13 protein-coding genes and 1 pseudogene are annotated in these 16,353 nt (G+C 71.8%); 6 read left to right on the forward strand and 8 right to left on the reverse strand.

All coding sequences use genetic code 11. The features are described 5' to 3' along the window. The 5 genes and pseudogenes from ACGF4F_RS03530 to ACGF4F_RS03550 form a co-directional block, all read right to left on the reverse strand. A complete protein-coding gene (locus ACGF4F_RS03530) occupies positions 1 to 477 on the reverse strand; it encodes a hypothetical protein (protein WP_357436137.1) in 477 nt (158 codons plus the stop codon). A gap of 368 nt (positions 478 to 845) precedes the next feature. Then, positions 846 to 1,580, reverse strand: a complete 735-nt coding sequence (locus ACGF4F_RS03535) for a M20/M25/M40 family metallo-hydrolase (protein WP_393074781.1) — start codon at positions 1,578 to 1,580, stop codon at positions 846 to 848. Further along, positions 1,577 to 2,029, reverse strand: a pseudogene (locus ACGF4F_RS03540) (M20/M25/M40 family metallo-hydrolase); the annotation flags it as partial. The gene ACGF4F_RS03535 and the pseudogene ACGF4F_RS03540, both read right to left, overlap by 4 nt. A gap of 133 nt (positions 2,030 to 2,162) precedes the next feature. Then, positions 2,163 to 3,437, reverse strand: coding sequence for a Zn-dependent hydrolase (locus ACGF4F_RS03545; protein ID WP_357436139.1), 1,275 nt, complete (start codon positions 3,435 to 3,437; stop codon positions 2,163 to 2,165). A gap of 81 nt (positions 3,438 to 3,518) precedes the next feature. Next, positions 3,519 to 4,634: a diaminopropionate ammonia-lyase gene (locus ACGF4F_RS03550; RefSeq protein ID WP_357436140.1), complete on the reverse strand. Its 1,116-nt coding sequence runs from the start codon at positions 4,632 to 4,634 to the stop codon at positions 3,519 to 3,521. A 111-nt stretch (positions 4,635 to 4,745) separates the two neighbouring features. On the opposite strand from ACGF4F_RS03550, the gene ACGF4F_RS03555 reads away from it, so the two are divergent. After that, complete coding sequence (locus ACGF4F_RS03555; RefSeq protein ID WP_357436143.1) at positions 4,746 to 5,672, forward strand: LysR family transcriptional regulator; 927 nt, start codon at positions 4,746 to 4,748, stop codon at positions 5,670 to 5,672. Positions 5,673 to 5,820: 148 nt separating this feature from the next. On the opposite strand, the gene ACGF4F_RS03560 is transcribed toward ACGF4F_RS03555, so the two are convergent. From ACGF4F_RS03560 to ACGF4F_RS03570, 3 genes are read right to left on the reverse strand one after another with little or no spacing between them, the layout of a single operon-like run. Then, a complete protein-coding gene (locus tag ACGF4F_RS03560) occupies positions 5,821 to 6,786 on the reverse strand; it encodes an ROK family protein (RefSeq protein WP_357436145.1) in 966 nt (321 codons plus the stop codon). Between the two features lie 4 nt (positions 6,787 to 6,790). Further along, entirely contained in the window at positions 6,791 to 8,260 is a 1,470-nt protein-coding gene (locus ACGF4F_RS03565; protein ID WP_357436146.1) for a M81 family metallopeptidase, read from the reverse strand. A gap of 12 nt (positions 8,261 to 8,272) precedes the next feature. After that, a complete protein-coding gene (locus ACGF4F_RS03570; protein WP_393074489.1) occupies positions 8,273 to 9,418 on the reverse strand; it encodes an ROK family transcriptional regulator in 1,146 nt (381 codons plus the stop codon). 294 nt (positions 9,419 to 9,712) lie between these two features. Between ACGF4F_RS03570 and ACGF4F_RS03575 the strand changes: the two genes are divergently transcribed. From ACGF4F_RS03575 to ACGF4F_RS03595, 5 genes are all read left to right on the forward strand, one after another. Further along, complete coding sequence (locus ACGF4F_RS03575; RefSeq protein WP_357436150.1) at positions 9,713 to 11,518, forward strand: peptide ABC transporter substrate-binding protein; 1,806 nt, start codon at positions 9,713 to 9,715, stop codon at positions 11,516 to 11,518. 77 nt (positions 11,519 to 11,595) lie between these two features. Then, entirely contained in the window at positions 11,596 to 12,555 is a 960-nt protein-coding gene (locus ACGF4F_RS03580) for an ABC transporter permease (protein WP_357436151.1), read from the forward strand. Further along, a complete protein-coding gene (locus ACGF4F_RS03585) occupies positions 12,552 to 13,475 on the forward strand; it encodes an ABC transporter permease (protein ID WP_357436153.1) in 924 nt (307 codons plus the stop codon). The genes ACGF4F_RS03580 and ACGF4F_RS03585 overlap by 4 nt, the downstream gene beginning before the upstream one ends. A 12-nt stretch (positions 13,476 to 13,487) precedes the next feature. Further along, positions 13,488 to 15,608 (forward strand): ABC transporter ATP-binding protein, encoded by a 2,121-nt coding sequence (locus tag ACGF4F_RS03590; protein WP_357436154.1) that lies wholly within the window; start codon positions 13,488 to 13,490, stop codon positions 15,606 to 15,608. Between the two features lie 22 nt (positions 15,609 to 15,630). After that, entirely contained in the window at positions 15,631 to 16,344 is a 714-nt protein-coding gene (locus ACGF4F_RS03595; protein ID WP_357436156.1) for a copper homeostasis protein CutC, read from the forward strand. Positions 16,345 to 16,353 lie beyond the last annotated feature (9 nt).

The following is a 16,353-nucleotide window of genomic DNA, read 5'->3' on the forward strand; positions in this document are numbered from 1 at the left end:
TCAATCGGCCTTGAGGAGCAGTCCGAGGACGATCCCGAACATGACGTGGACGACAGCCGTGACCGCGGGAGTCTGGATGCCGTAGTTGAGAGCGAACAGCCCGGGTGGCTCCAGCACCGCGGTGCTGGCCAGGCCGGCCCGCTGCGAGGCCATGCGTGGGTGGACACCCGGAAGCAGCGGCAGGAGCACCGTCAGGGCGATCCCGACGTGGAGGAGCCCGAGCAGCGCGCCGATCCACCAGGTGGCGCGGTGCAGCAGGGCGAACGTGGCCGCGTAGCCGAGGGCGAAGCCCTGGCCGGCACCGAGGTGGAGGAAGAACCCGGCGACCCGGGCCCGGTCGGGATCCTCGGTGACGAGGGTCCCGAGCACCAGGGGAAGGTCGAGGCGAGTGAGGCCGGCGAGTTGTGCGGTGATCAGCGCCGCGGTGAGCGCCGTGGTGGCGACCAGCCCGAACAACGCCCATCCGGCCCAGTCCATCTCAGCAGTGGTCGACGCCGCGGGCGTTCGGCGCGACGACGTGGGCGGCACTTGCGCTGGCGATGCCGGGTCGCCCGGCGTCGGTCATGGCGACGCCGGCACCGGTCGGCCGCGCAGATGGCCGGGTCCGAAGTGCCGAGCAGCGGCTGCACGCCGCGGGCACCCGGCTCGGCGACGTCCTCACAGTCATCGGTCCACCCTTCGGCTGGACAACGTGAAGGTTCTATTGGCTTGATCGGGACGCCCGCGTCGCCCGCAGCTGCGACTACAGTGGCCATTCCGGCTTTTCACCATAAGCCACCGCACCTGTGACACCGGCCCGCTTGCCGAGATACCCCTGGGAGGCGCAGCCGGGGTCTGTCGACGGCTCAGGAGCAGAAGTCGGCGATGGTGCTGGTGAGGATGTCGGTGAGGTGGTCCAGGGAGGCGAGGTCGACGTATTCGGTGGCGGCGTGGGCACCGGCGCCGTCGACGCCGAAGAGCAGGCAGGGGATGCCGGCGCGGTCCAGGAGGGCGCAGTCGGTCCAGAAGGCCTCGGCGCGCACCACGGGCGGGTGCCCGAGAATCCCTTCCGCGTGGCGGACCAGGGTGCGGACGACGGGTGCCTCCGGGTCGGCCTCGAAGGGCTCGCGGTGCAGGCCGCGGGTCAGCCGGTAGCGGAAGTCGGGGACCGTGGCGGCCAGGCGGTCGAGCACGGCGGTCAGTTCGCGCTCGACGCGGTCGGGACTCTCGCCCGGGACGGTGCGGCGCTCCAGGGTGATGCGGCAGTGCGCCGGGTAGGTGGAGGCCTCCTCGCCGCCCTGGATGACGGAGGCGTGCACGGTGCCGGTGCCCAGGCGGGGGTGGGCCGGGCCCGTCATGAGGCGCTGGCCCAGTTCCTCCAGCGCGACCAGGAAGTGCCCGGCTTTGGCGATGGCGTCGATGCCGAGTTCGGGCCGCGAACCGTGGGCGGCGCGGCCCTCGATCTCCACCTCGAACCAGACGAAGCCCTTGTGGGCGAGCGTGACTTCGAGTTGGCTCGGCTCGGTGACGATTGCCGCGTCGGCGGTGACGGACTCCAGCACCTCCGCGGTGCCGGAACTGCCGTTTCGTCGGCGACGCAGGCGAGCATGACGTCACCGCGCAGTGGACCGCGGGCGGCGCGGGCCGCGGCGACCATCATGGCCGCGAGGCCGCCCTTCATGTCGAAGGCGCCGCGGCCGAACATCTTGCCGTCGCGGATCTGCGGGTCGAACGGGTCGCCGTCGTAGTCGGCCGCGCCTACCGTGTCGAGATGGCCGTTGAGCATGAGTGACCGGCCGCCGCCGGTGCCGCGGGCGATCGCGACGAGCGAGGGCCGGCCGGGGCGCTTCTCGAGTCGATGCACTTCGAAGCCGCGAGCGCCCAGCCATGCGCCGCAGAAGTCGGCGATCTCGGTCTCGCCGGCGCCACCGGGGACGAGGTCAGGATTGACGGAGTTGATGGCGATCAGCCTGGCCAGCAGGCGGCCGGGATGCTCATCCGGGTCCAGGGCATCGGGGGCCGCGGGAGTGGTGGGAGTCTCGAAGAGCATCGGGGACCTTCCATGGTCATCAGGTTCCGGACGGGCGCTCGGACCTGCAGGCCCGGAGGAAGTCGGAAAGCGTCCGGCGGCTCTTCCCGGACCAGACGCGCACTGCTCGGGTCGTTGCCGGGGTGGCGGGCGGTCAATCTTGGTTGGCGAGCCGCAGGAGAGTGGTGGCCAGGACGTCGATGCCGTGGGTGCAGGCCTCGGGGGTGGAGTATTCCCGGGGGTTGTGGCTGATGCCGTCGTACTCGCCGCGGACGAAGATCATGGCGGTGGGGCAGAGCGCGGCGATCTCCTGGGCGTCGTGCCCCGCGCCGGAGAGCAGGGAGACGTGCGCCAGGTCGTGGTCGTCGGCGGCCTGCGCGATGACCTTCTGCACCCCGTCGTCGAAGGGGACGTAGGCGGTCCTGGCCATCCGCCGGGTGGTCAGCGACAGGCCCGGCTGGCTGCCCTCCAGGTCGTGCAGGAACGCGGCCAGGGCCTCCTCGGCGCGGGTCATCTGGGCGTCGTCGGGGTTGCGCAGGTCCACGGTCATCTCGGCGCGGGCCGGGACGATGTTGGTCAGGTCCGGGTGGACGATGAGATGGCCGACGGTGGCCCGCAGGTCGCCGTAGTCGCCGGAGTCGACCAGGGACCGCAGGTGGACGATGATCTGGGCAGCGGCGAGCCCGGCGTCGGCGCGCAGGTGGGTCGGGGTGGTGCCGGCGTGGGCGGCGCGACCGTGGATGGTGATCTCCTGCCAGGAGATGCCCTGGACGCCGGTGACGACGCCGATCTCGACCCCGTGCTCGGCGAGGACGGGGCCCTGTTCGATGTGGCATTCGACGTAGGCGTGCGGCGCGTCGAGGCGTACCTCGACGGGGCCGTCGAAGCCCGTGCGGGCGAGTTCACCGCCGAGGGTGCGGCCGTCGCGGTCCGTCAGCGCGTGGGCGTACGCCATTGTCAGGCGACCGGCGGCGACGGCGCTGCCGAGCATGTCGGTGCCGAAGCGGACGCCCTCCTCCTCGGTGAAGATGCCGACCTCGATGGGGCGGCGGGTGGTGATGCCGCGTTCGTTGAGGATGCGGATGACTTCGATGCCGCCCAGGACGCCGAGACAGCCGTCGAAGGCGCCAGCGGTGGCGACGCTGTCGATGTGTGAGCCGGTCAGTACGGGGGCCGCGGTGGGGTCGGTGCCCTCGCGGCGGCCGTAGATGTTGCCCATCTGGTCGATGCGGACGGCCAGGCCGGCCTGTTCCATCCAGGCGATCACCTGGCGGCGGCCGGCCGCGTCGGTGTCGGTCAGGGCGAGGCGGTTGACGCCGCGCAGGCCGGTGCGCTCGTCGTGGTACGCGCCGATCTCGGCGAGGTCCATCAGCGACTGCCAGAGGCGTCCGCCGTTGACGGTGATCTTGCTGGGGGTGAGGCTCGTCAAGGTCTGTCTCCCAGGAGCTGTCGGTGACGGTGGAGTTGGGGGCGAGCGGGTCAACCGGTGGCGGTCGCGGGCTGCGGATGATCAGTGATCGAGCGTGGAGTGCGGGTTGGCGGCCGGGCCCTCGGTGCTCAACAGCACGACCACCGAGGTCGAATCGAGTCCCAGTGCCGTTCGGCGTTCCCCGGCCCCCACGCCGGTGAGCACCGCACGGAGGCCGGCGAGCGCTGCCGCCCCGCAGGGGCCCGCGTGGACACCGAGAGCGGCGAGGTCAACGGCCGCGCGGGCGCTGTCGGGGTCGGGGATGGCGACGGCGGCGTCCAGCCCGCTGTGCAGGTAGGGCCAGGCGATGCTGGACGGGGTGCCGCAGTTGAGCCCGGCCATCGTGGTGTCGCCGGTGGTGACGCTGACCGGTGCGCCGTGGGTGAGGCTTTCCAGGACGCAGGCGGCGGCCGCCGGCTCCACCGACAACAGTGCGGGCGCCCGTCCGGACGGGCGGCTGCGGTAGTGGGTGATGACGGCCTGGGCCAGTGACCCGACGCCCACCGGTACCGCGACGAGGTCAGGCCCCGCGGCGATTTCCTCGGCGGTCAGCTGCTCGTCGATCTCGACGCAGAGGGTGGAGTAGCCCTCGACGATCCAGCCCGGGATCTGCTCATAGCCCGGCCAGGCGGTGTCCTGGACCAGGACCGCCGCCGGCGCGGCAGCGGCCTCCGCCGCCAGGCGGACGGCCTCGTCGTACGGCCCGGCGACCTCGGTCACCGCCGCCTGCTCGGCGACGATGGCCGCCACCGCCTGCGGATGCACACCCTGCGGCACGAACGCGTGGGCGTGGTGCCCGAGCAGGCGCGCCGTACGGGCCACCGCCCGGCCGTGGTTGCCATCGGTGGCGGTCACCAGGGTGACCGGTTCGTCACCGCTCACGGCCCGCTCGGAGAGTACGCGGTGGACCGCCCAGGACGAACCCAGCGCCTTGAACGCGGGCAGCCCCAGCCGGCACGACTCGTCCTTGACGAAGACGCGGCCCACCCCCAGCTCCGCTGCCAGCGGCGGGAGTTCGGTCAGCGGCGTGGGCGAGTAGTCGGGCAGGGTGGTGTGGAAGTTCCGCACCTCGGCAGGTGCGGGTGTGCACCTCCAGGCGCGGGCGCCGGGCCGCGCAAGCCACGGCATCAGCCCGGGGGAGGAGACATTCTCGGTCACAGCTCCAGGGTGCGACGGACTCCTATGATCGGTCCAGCGAATGTTTCCGACCTATACTCATCGAGAAAACCGACCGTTACGGGTTGCTGCGCGACGGCGAGGAGAGCGTGCATGTTCGACCTGCATCGCCTGCGCCTGCTGCGCGAACTCAAGCACCGCGGCACGCTGGCCGCGGTCGCCGCCGCCCTGTCCTACGCCCCGTCATCCGTCTCCCAGCAGCTCTCGCAGTTGGAAGCGGAGGTCGGCGTCCGATTGCTGGAACCGGTCGGGCGGCGCGTGAAGCTGACCGAGCAAGCCGAGATCCTCGTCGCCCACACCGAAGCGGTTCTCGAACGCCTGGAGCGTGCGGAGGCGGAGATCGCCGCCTCCCTGACCGAGCTGACCGGGACACTGCGCATCGCCTCGTTCCAGACCGCCGCCCTGGCCCTGGTCCCGGCCGCGCTCGGCCTGCTGCGCGACCAACACCCGCACCTGCGCGTCCACGTCACGCAGCTGGAACCCGAAAAGGCCCTACCCGCCCTGCAGGCCCGCGACTTCGACCTGGTCGTGGCCGAGGAGTATCCCGGCAACCCCAACCTGCGCCCCGCCGAACTCGAACAGGAAGACCTGCTCGACGACCCCCTGCACCTCGCCCTGCCCGATGCCGGCCCGGACACTCACGACCCCATGGCGGCGCTGCGCTCACTCGCGGACCACCCGTGGGTGATGGAACCCGAAGGCACCACCGCGCGGCACTGGGCCGTGACCCTGTGCCGCAACGCGGGCTTCGAACCCGACGTACGGTTCGAAACCACCGACCTCCTGCTGCACCTTCGCCTCGTCGAGCAGGGGCACGCTGCCGCCTTCCTGCCCGACCTCGTCTGGAGCGGACAACCCCCAACCGTCACACTGCGACAACTCCCCCGGGATCAGCGCACCCGCCGGGTCTTCACCGTCGTACGCCGCGGCCGCAGCCGGCACCCCGCCGTCCAGGCGTGCCGGGGCGCCCTCCGCCAGGCGGTCACCCTCCGCCCGAGTCAGGCACCGGGACGGAGCTGACCGCTGTGCGCTCCGTGGCGACCACACCGGGGAGCGGGACGAGGCGAGGCTGCGGGTCCGGCTGCCGCCCGGGCCGGACCCGGGAGTCAGTCGGTCCGGGTTGGCGTCGCCCCCGGCCTCCACGGCGCCGGCTAGCGGTCGGCCGCAGTCACGCAACAGGCGGCACGAGCTCGGGTGCGCCCCAGCCGTCAGGAACGGGCAGGCCGGCCTCCCGTCGGGCCATGGCGGCCGCGCCGACCTGTGCGGCCTGGGCGCCGAAGGCGGAGCGCAGCACCGGGGGCGGGGTCCGCCAGGCGAGAGCCGCCCGGAGGGCGTCGCGTACCGGGTCGAAGAACAGCGCGCCCGCGTCGGCGAGCCCACCGCCGAGAACGATGCGGGCCGGGTCGAGGGTCAGGGTCAGGGTGGCCAGGGCCGTCCCCAGAGCCTGGGTCGCGTCGTCCCAGACGGCGCGGGCCACCCGATCGGTGGCCACCGCGTCGGCGATGCCCCGGCTGTCCAACCCCCGGGTTCCGCCGAGCCGGGCATAGCGGCGGGCCAGCCCGCCGGCGGAGGCGTACACCTCCAGGCATCCCCGCTGCCCGCAACTGCACGGCTCCCCGCCGGGGTAGACCGGCATGTGGCCGACCTCGCCGGCCGAGCCGGTCGCGCCCGGCACCGGCGCACCATGCACCACCACCGCCGCGGCGATGCCGGTGCCCAGCGGTAGCAGCAGGAAGTTGTCCAGTCCGCGGGCTGCTCCGGCCACCGCCTCGGCGACGCCGGCCGCCCGTGCGTCGTGCCCGACCGCCACCGGCAGTCCGAGATCGTCCCCGACGAGGGCGCGTAGCGGCACGTCGCGGAACCGGATGTTGGCGGCGTACCGCACCACCCCGTCGATCTCGTCGACGAGGCCCGGTGTGACCACGCCGATCGCGGCGGGTGTGGCGCCGAGGGCGAGCGCGTCGTCGCGCAGCTGGAGGCACAGGGACCGGACGGCCTTGACCGGGTCGTCGTCCGCCCGCGACGGCACGGTCAGCGAGTGCCGGAACTGGCCGTCCTCGCCGACCACGGCCCCCTTGATGGTCGTTCCACCGACGTCGACGGCGAGGACGCACTGGCCTTCGGGCTGCGTCACGCGATCACCCGGTCACCACGGTGAGGTCCGCGGTGAAGTCGCGGTCCAGGGGAAACACCGGTCGCACCACACGCTGGTACGGCAGCCGCGCGAGGTCCTGGTCGACGCCGCCCGGGGTCAGCGCGAGCAGCCAGTCGCCGGCCGCGTCGAACAGTTCGGGTTCCAGGTAGCCGATCTTCACCACGACGAGATCCAGCTCGTCGACCGCGATCCCCAGCCGTGCGTAGGAGTCCAGCAGGCGGTACTGCATCCGGCGGGACGTGACGAAGACGCTCAGCCCGCCGACCCGTACGCTGGCGCACCGCCCACCGTCGGGATCCTCGGCGACCGCCTCAAGGATCCCGTCGAGCGGCAGCGGGCCCGGGTCCCGGGAGTCGATTCGCCCGCCGACCGCCACCCGGACCGGTGAGCCGAGCGGCTGGTCGGCGATCTGCGCTACGGCCTGCGGGTCGACCAGCGAGGCGAACACGGCGCGGCGGGAGCCGTCGCGGATCTCGGGGCGGGCCAGCAGCCGGTCGAGGGCGAAGGTGACGTCGTCGGCACCGCCGGCGCCGGGGTTGTCGCCCGAGTCGCTGATGAAGAAGGGTCGCCGGGCCGGATCCGCGACCGCGGCCAGGGCCGTGTCGAGGCACTCGTCCATCGAGCCGGTGGGCGCGACGAAGGCGAAGTCGTCGCGGGCCGCCCAGAAGTGCCCGCCGAGCTCGCGGGCCGCCTCGGCGGTGGCGGTGGCGTCGGTGCCGGTGACGACGACCGCGCCCCGGCAGCGCGGCTGGTCGGCCCAAGCGAACCCGATCCAGATCGCGGCGTCGACGATGCCGTCCCGGGCCTCGACCTCGGGGATCCTCGCGTAGAGCCCCCGGGCCGGCTCCTCGCGGGTGCTGGTCATCTCGCCGGGCAGCAGGATCGGCACGTGGACCAGGGCCTTGTGCGGGCGCCGCTGCCGGCGCAGCGCCTCGACCAGGTTCCGGGCGGCGCGCTCACGGGTCTCCCACACGTCGATGTGCGGGGCGGTGCGATAGCAGGTGAGCAGGTCGCAGGCGTCGAACAGCACCTGCGAGACGTTGCCGTGCAGGTCCATCGCCGCGGAGACGAACGGCTCCGGCCCGAGCACCGACCGGATGGCGGTGACCAGGTCGCCCTCCGCGTCGTCGCGTCCGACGACGCTCATCGCACCGTGGATGTCCAGCAGCATGCCGTCCACCGGGCCGGCGGCAGCGAGCTGCTCCACCATCTCGGTGGCCCAGGCCTCGTACGTCGCCGGGTCCACCGCCCCGCCGGGCAGGGCCCGGGCGTGCACGAGCGGTATCCATTCGACGTCAGCGGCCCAGGGCTGGGCGGGGGAGAGCCAGCCGTAACGCGCCAGCAGCGCATCGCCCCGGGTGACCTCGAAGTCGTGGGCGGTGCTGAGGTGGGGCGAGAAGGTGCTGGATTCGATGTGGATGCCGCCGATGGCGATGCGGAGGGGACGGGGCACGGGTGTTGCTCCTCAGGAGGGTCGTACGTCGGCCGTCATGCGCAGCAGGTGCCCGAGGCCGACCAGGGCCGCATCGGGGCCCGCGACGCTGGCTTCGATGGTCAGGGACTGGGTCATGGACGGTAGGCAGCGCTCGTAGAGCATCCCCCGGGTCGCGGCCACGTAGACGTCGAGGCTGGACAGCGCGCCGCCGATGACGACGGCGTCGGGGTTGAGGAAGTTGACCAGGCCGGAGAGCGCCACGCCGAGCAGCCTGCCGGCGTGACGCACCATGGTCACCACGGTCGGGTCGGCGTCGCTGACCGCTGCCATGATGTCCCGGACGGTGGTCGCCGATGAGCCCCGCTCGGCCAACTGGCGGGCCAGGGCGGCGCCGCTGGCGACGGTCTCCAGGCAGCCCCGGCTGCCGCAGGAGCACTCCCGCTCGCCACTGTCCGCCACGCGTACGTGGGTGACATCGCCGCTGAGGCCGCGACCGCCCCGGTAGACCTGTCCACCGCTGACCAGACAGGCACCGATGCCGGTGCCGGCCTTGACGTAGATCATGTCGCCGAACTCGTTTCTCCGGGTGACGTACTCGCCGATCGCCGCCGCCTTGGCGTCGTTGTCGACGGCCACCGGCACCTGGAACCGCGCGGCGAGGTGGTCCCGCGCATCGACACCGCTCCAGCCGGGCATCCGGGCCGGGCCGACCAGCCGGCCGCCGGGGAACTCGACCGGGCCCGGTAGGGCGACGCCGACCCCGAGCAGCTCCTGGCCCGGCGCGGCCGTCGCCTGGAGCCGCGCGAATGTCGCCGCGACAACGTCGAACACCTCTTCGGGCCCGGCGGCGATGTCGAGGGCCACCTCCTCGGTGGTGCGCAGCCCGCCGTCGGGCGCGCACAACCCCACCCGAGCGTGCCGGCCACCCAGCTCGGCGACGGCGAGGACCCCCTTGGTCTCCCGCAGGCGCAGGATCCGGGGGCGCCGCCCCCCGGTGGACCGGCCCACCCCCTCCTCCAGGATGACGCCCTCCTCGAGCAGGCGGCGTACCACGCTGGTGACGGTCGAGGGGGCGACCTGCAACGCCTCGATGAGGTCGGCGCGCGAGGTGGCCGCGCCGCTGGCCAGCAGGTCGAGGGTCTGGTCGCGCAGGGTGGCGGAGATCGATGGTTCCAAGGTGCTTCTCCTTGTTTGGGCGGTCCTCCGGCGCCGCCTCAGTGTGTCGCAGTGCCACGGCAGGGTGCGCTCCGGAGCCCACGCGAAGAGTATCGGTCGATGCTTCGCCGACTTCGATCGTACCCTGGCCAAAGTTGCCGAATAAAGAGGGTAACTTTCGTTGACTCGGCACTTCGGCGCGGTTACATTCTCCGCGTCGAACGTCGAGGAGCAGCAGCGCCAGGCGGCGGGACGCATGCCGACGCCGCCGGCGCCCGGAGACACGGGGCACGTGCACATCAATCGAGGAGACTCATGAGGAGCAGATTTCCCGGGCGCGCCCTCCGCGGCGCCGTGGCGGTAGCCAGCGCGGTCGCCCTCGGGGCGGGCCTGGTCGCCTGCGGTGGCGGCAGCGGTTCGTCGAAGGCGGGCGGGAGTCAGGGCAAGGACACCGTGACTGTCGCCTTCCGTACCCCCAACTGGATCCTGCCGATCTCGGCACCCGGCTTCACCCAGGGCGAGAACGCCATCTTCGGGCAGGCGCTGTACCGGTCGCTGTACCAGTACAAGCTGGACGGCACCGCGCAGTACAACATCGACCCGCAGCGCTCGATGGCCGAGCCGCCGGTGGTGAGCGACGGCGGCAGGACGCTGACCATCACGCTGAAGGACAACACCTGGTCCGACGGCAAGCCCGTCACCACCAAGGACATCCAGTTCTGGTACGACCTGGTCACGGCGAACAAGGACAAGTGGGCGTCCTACCGGGCCGGCGGCCTCCCGGACAACATCGCGCAGTGGTCGGTCAAGGACGACAAGACCTTCTCGATCACCACGAAGGAGGTGTACAACACCGCCTGGTTCGTGGACAACCAGCTCAACAAGATCACCCCGATGCCGGAGCACGCCTGGGACAAGGACTCCGCCACCGCGGCCGTGAGCAACCTGGCCAGCACGCCGGAGGGCGCGAAGAAGGTCTTCGACTTCCTCACCGCGGCCTCGAAGGACCCCAAGACGTACGACTCCAACGAGCTGTGGAAGGTCAACAGCGGCCCGTGGAAGCTGGCGAAGTACGTGCCGAACGGCGAGGTCACCCTCGCCGCCCAGCCGAACTACTCCGGAGTGGACAAGCCGAAGCTCGCCAAGGTCGTGCTCCGGCCGTTCACCGGCGACGACGCCGAGTTCAACGTGCTGCGCGCCGGTGACATCGACTACGGGTACGTGCCGGCGGCCAACCTGTCCCAGGAGGCCTACCTCAAGTCCAAGGGCTACACGGTCTCCCCCTGGTACGGCTGGTCCGTCACCTACCTGCAGCTGAACTTCAACAACCCGAAGACCGGGGTGCTGTTCAAGCAGCCGTACCTGCGGCAGTCGATGCAGATGCTCATCGACCAGCCGACGATCAGCAAGGTGATCTGGTCGGGCACGGCCGCGCCGACCTGCGGCCCGGTGCCCGCCAAGCCGGGCACCAACGGCACCGACGCCGCCGGCTGTGTGTACTCGTTCGACCCGGCCAAGGCCAAGGAGCTGCTCGAGAGCCACGGCTGGCAGGTGACCCCGGACGGGCAGACCACCTGCCAGACGCCGGGCACCGGACCGAACCAGTGCGGCGACGGCATCGCCGCCGGCACGGCGCTGAACCTCACCGTGACCAGCCAGACCGGCTTCGCCGCCACGACCAAGATGTTCGCCGAGATCAAGTCGCAGATGGCCAAGCTCGGCATCCAGCTGACCATCAAGGAGGTGCCCGATTCGGTCGCGGTCACCCCGGCCTGCAAGCCGACGGACGCGACCTGCTCGTGGGACATGTCCTTCTTCGGCTCGCAGGGCAGCTGGTACTACCCGGCCTTCGCCAGCGGCGAGCGGCTCTTCGCCACCGACGCCCCGGTGAACCTGGGCAGCTACAGCAACCCCGAGGCCGACAAGCTCATCGAGGCCACGCAGTTCTCCGGCGACGAGAGCGCGCTCAAGGCGTACAACGACTTCCTCGCCAAGGACCTGCCGGTGCTCTGGATGCCGAACCCGGTGTTCCAGGTCTCGGCGTACCGGGCCGGTCTGCAGGGCGTCGAGCCGCAGGACCCGATGAACTTCATGTACTTCCAGGACTGGTCCTGGAAGTAATCGATCACTGATCGTCCCGGCTCCGGCGGCGCCCACCGCGCCGCCGGAGCCCCGACCGGGGAGGAGGAACCGCCCAGGTGGTCCGGTACCTCATCACGCGCTTGGGCCAGGCCCTCATCGTCGTCGTGCTCGTCACGGTGATCGCGTTCCTCATCCTGCACCTGCTGCCCGGGGGCGCGGCGCGGGCCACCCTCGGCAAGGAGGCCACGCTGGAGCAGTTGGCGGCGTTCAACCACGAGATGGGCTACGACCGGCCCTGGATCCAGCAGTACGGCATGTACGTGCAGCGCCTGCTGCACGGCGATCTCGGCTACTCGTACCAGCTCAACCAGCCGGTCGTCGAGGCGATCAGCCAGCGGCTGCCGAAGACCATGGTGTTGTCGCTGCTGTCGACCCTGCTCGCCATCGTGCTGGCGATCCCGCTCGGGGTGATCCAGGCGGTGCGCCGCAACCGCTGGCCCGACTACGCCATCACCTCGCTGTCGCTGCTGGCGTACGCCACGCCCATCTTCTTCATGGGCCTCATGATGATCATCCTCTTCTCGCAGGTCTGGCCGATCCTGCCGCCGGAGGCACCGCAAGGGTTCACGGTGGCGGAGGTGCTCGCCGATCCGGCCGGGCTGGTCCTGCCCACGGTCACACTCGCCATCGTCACCATCGCGGTCTACTCGCGGTACGTACGCTCCGCCATGGTCGACAACCTCAACGAGAACTACGTCCGCACCGCCCGCAGCAAGGGTCTCTCCGAGCGGCGGGTCGTCCTGCGGCACACGCTGCGCAACGGGTTGTTCCCAGTCATCACGCTGCTCGGGATGTACCTGCCCGCGCTGTTCAGCGGGGCGTTGGTCGTCGAGTCGCTGTTCAACTTCCCCGGCATGGGGCAGTTGTTCTGGCAGGCGGCGCTGAAGCGTGACTTCCCGATCCTGCTCGGGGTCACCGTCATCATCTCGATCGCGACGGTCGTCGGCGCGCTCGTCGCCGACCTGCTCTACGCCGCCGTCGATCCCCGGGTCCGACTCCGCGGGAGCGCGTCATGACCACCCTCTCCCAGGCGGTCCGCCCAGGCACCGCCCCCGACCAGCCGGCGGACGCGGCCGAGGCGCCGGTGCGCGGCCTCTGGCGGCAGGGGCTGGTCGTCTTCTGCGAGAACCGGCTCGCCCTGGTGGGCCTGGGCCTGTTCGTCCTGCTGGCCGGGATCTGCTTCCTCGGCCCGCTCTTCTACCACACCGACCAGGTGCATACGGACCTCACCGCCGTACACCTGGCCCCGGGTGAGCAGGGGCATCCGCTCGGCACCGACGGGGTCGGCTACGACCAGTTGGGGCGGCTCATGCTCGGCGGTCAGACCTCGATCATCGTCGGGCTCGCGGCCGGGATCCTCGCCACCGCCCTGGGCACGCTCTGGGGCGCCGTCGCCGGGTTCGTCGGGGGGTGGCCGGATTCGGCGATGATGCGGGTGGTCGACGCGATGATGTCGATCCCGTCGCTGTTCCTGTTCATGCTGCTCGCCGCCATCGTCACCCCGAGCGTGTCGATGCTCATCCTCATCATCGGCGCCTTCGCCTGGCTGGGGCCGGCCCGGCTGGTCCGGGGTGAGGCACTGACCCTGCGCTCCCGCGAGTACGTCCAGGCCATGCGGGCGATGGGCGGCACGGGCGGCCGGGCCGTGCGCCGGCACATCGTGCCGAACGCCATCGGGACCGTGATCGTCAACGCGACCTTCCAGGTCGCCGACGCGATCCTCTACGTCGCGTACCTGTCGTTCCTCGGCCTCGGTGTCCCCCCGCCGGCGGCGAACTGGGGCGGGATGCTCTCCGACGGCCTCGCGGACACCTACAGCGGCCACTGGTGGCTGCTGTATCCGCCCGGAATCGCCATCATCCTCATCGTCCTCGCCTTCAACTTCATCGGCGACGGGCTGAGGGACGCCTTCGAGGTCCGCCTCCGGCGGCGGTAGCAGGAGCAGGGAATGAGCGAATCGACCGACCTTCGGCACTCCTCGGCGGCCGGGCAGCCGGCAGGGGCCCAGCCCCTGCTGGAACTGCGCGATCTCGACACCGACATCGCGCTGCGCCGCGGCACGGTACACGCCCTCGACGGGGTCAATCTCGAGGTCATGCCGGGGGAGACCCTCGGCGTCGTGGGTGAGTCCGGCAGCGGCAAGACGATGACGGCGCTGTCGATCATGGGGCTGCTGCCGCCCGGCGGCCGGGTGTCCGGCGGGCAGATCCTCTTCGAAGGCCGGGACCTGCGATCGCTGCCAGCAGACGAGGTACGCCGGATCCGTGGTGTCCGGATGGGCATGGTCTTCCAGGACCCGCTCACCTCGCTCAACCCGACCATGCGGATCGGCGTCCAGGTCGCCGAACCGCTGCGGGTGCACGAGCGAGTCGGCAGGGCGGAGGCCCGGGAGCGGGCCATCGAGATCCTGCGCCGGGTCGGGATGCCACGCCCGGACCGGATCGTCGACAACTACCCGCACGAGTTGTCCGGCGGGATGCGGCAACGGGTCGCCATCGCGATGGCACTGGTCTGCTCCCCGCGCCTGCTCATCGCCGACGAGCCGACAACGGCGCTCGACGTCACCACGCAGCGGCAGATCCTCGAACTCATCGACGACCTGCGGGAAGAGTTCGGGATGGCCGTCATCCTGGTCACCCATGACCTGGGGGTGATCGCCGGCCGCGCCGACCGGGTCGCCGTCATGTACGCCGGACGGGTGGTGGAGACCGCGGCGACCGAGCAACTGTTCCGCTCGCCTCGGCACCGCTACACGGAGGCGCTGATGGAGGCGCTCCCCGAGTCGGCGATCCGGGAGAGCGGTGCACACGCCCGGCTCTACAGTATCCCGGGACTGCCGCCGGACCTGTCCCGGCCCCTGGCCGGCTGCCGGTTCGCGCCACGCTGCCGGCACGTCACCGACGAGTGCCGGACCACCGAGGTGGCCCTGTCGGTCGGCGAGCACCGGCACGCCTGTCTGCACCCGGTGCCCGCCGCACCGGTCACCCTGCCGCCTCGGGTGCGGGTCGAGCAGGCGCCCGAACCGGCCGACTCGACGGCCGGAGCAGACCAGCCGGCGGCGACCCCGGTCCTGTCGGTGCAGGCGCTGGTCAAGAACTACGCGGCACACGGCCGCGGGCTGCTGCGCCGGTCCGCCGGGCAGGTGAGCGCCGTGGCGGGTGTCTCCTTCGACGTCGGCCCGGGGGAGACCTTCGGGCTGGTCGGCGAGTCGGGCTGCGGCAAGTCCACCGTGGGACGGCTGGCCGTCGGGCTGGAGCGGCCGACCGCCGGGCAGATCCTGCTGGACGGCACGGACATCGCCAGCCTGGCCGGGCGGGAGCGCCGCCGGATGCACCGGCAGGTCCAACTGATGTTCCAGGACAGCTACGCCGCGATGAACCCGCGGATGCGTGTCGACGCCATCCTCGCCGAGCCGCTCGAGATCCAGAAGGTGGGCGACGGGGCAGCGCGGCGGGCGCGGATCGCGACGCTGCTCGACCAGGTGGGGCTGTCGCGGCGGGTCCTGGAGCGCTACCCCCACGAGTTCTCCGGCGGCCAGCTGCAGCGCATCGGGCTGGCCCGGTCGCTGGCCCTGCAGCCCCGGCTGATCGTCGGCGACGAGCCGGTCAGCGCGCTTGACGTGTCGATCCAGGCGCAGGTGCTCAACCTCATGCGGGACCTGCAGCGCGAGCTCGGCCTGGCGTACGTCTTCATCAGCCACGACCTGTCCGTCGTCGACTACATGGCGGACCGGATCGGCGTCATGTACCTCGGCAAGCTCGTCGAGGTCGGTCCCGCCCGGGACGTGGTCCGGGCCGCCCGGCATCCGTACACGCAGGCGCTCATCGACGCCGTCCCCTCGATCACGCCGAACGCCGCGACCGCTCGCGACGGCGTCACCATCCGAGGCGAGCTGCCCAGCGCGTTGAACCCGCCCACCGGGTGCCGGTTCCGGACCCGCTGCCCGCTGGCGCAGGAGATCTGCGCGACGGAGCCGCCGCTGGCCGGCGACGGGCACCAGGTGGCCTGCCACTTCCCGCTGCGTCCGGAGTCGAGCAAGGCGGCCGCAGGGGCCGGGGCGGCCGGATGACCAAGCGAAGCGAGGAGGCGGCATGACCACGGTGGAGATCTGCGTGAGTGACGTGCCGACCGCACTGGTGGCCGAGGCCGCCGGGGCCGACCGGCTGGAGCTCTGCGCCGATCTCGGCCAGGGCGGCACCACCCCCAGCCTGGGCACCGTCGAGGTCGCCCTGCGGACGTTGCGCCGGGTGGGGGTACGCGTCATGGTCCGTCCCCGGGGCGGTGACTTCCGGTTGAGCGAGATCGAGGAGCAGGTGATGCTCGCCGACATCGCGGCCATCCGGAGCCTGCCCAATCCGCACGGCCTCGCGGTCGGGGTGGTGGTCGGCGCGGTCACCGCCGACGGCGGCCTCGACCTGGCCGTGCTCCGGCGCCTGATCGAGGCGGCGGGGCCGCTGCCGGTGACGGTGCACAAGTCCTTCGACGAGGTCGGCGACCAGCTGGAGGCGATCGAGGAGATCATCGACCTCGGAGCCGACGCGGTGCTCACCTCCGGCGCGGCGCCCACCGCGCTGGCCGGCGCCGCGCGGATCGCTGCGCTACGGCAGCGGGCCGGCGACCGGTTGCGGGTCATCGCCGGCGGCGGCATCCGGTCGCACAACGTCCGGCAGGTGCTCGCGGAGACCGGGGCGCGGGAGGTGCACCTGCGGGCACCGGTGCGGCGCGACGGACGCGAGGCCACCGACGGCGACGAGGTACGCCGGGTCGTCGCCGCCACACGCACCCAGTCCGACACAGGGGAGTGAGCGCTCCGA

Source organism: Micromonospora sp. NPDC047740 (genome assembly GCF_043204735.1).
Lineage (GTDB): Bacteria > Actinomycetota > Actinomycetes > Mycobacteriales > Micromonosporaceae > Micromonospora.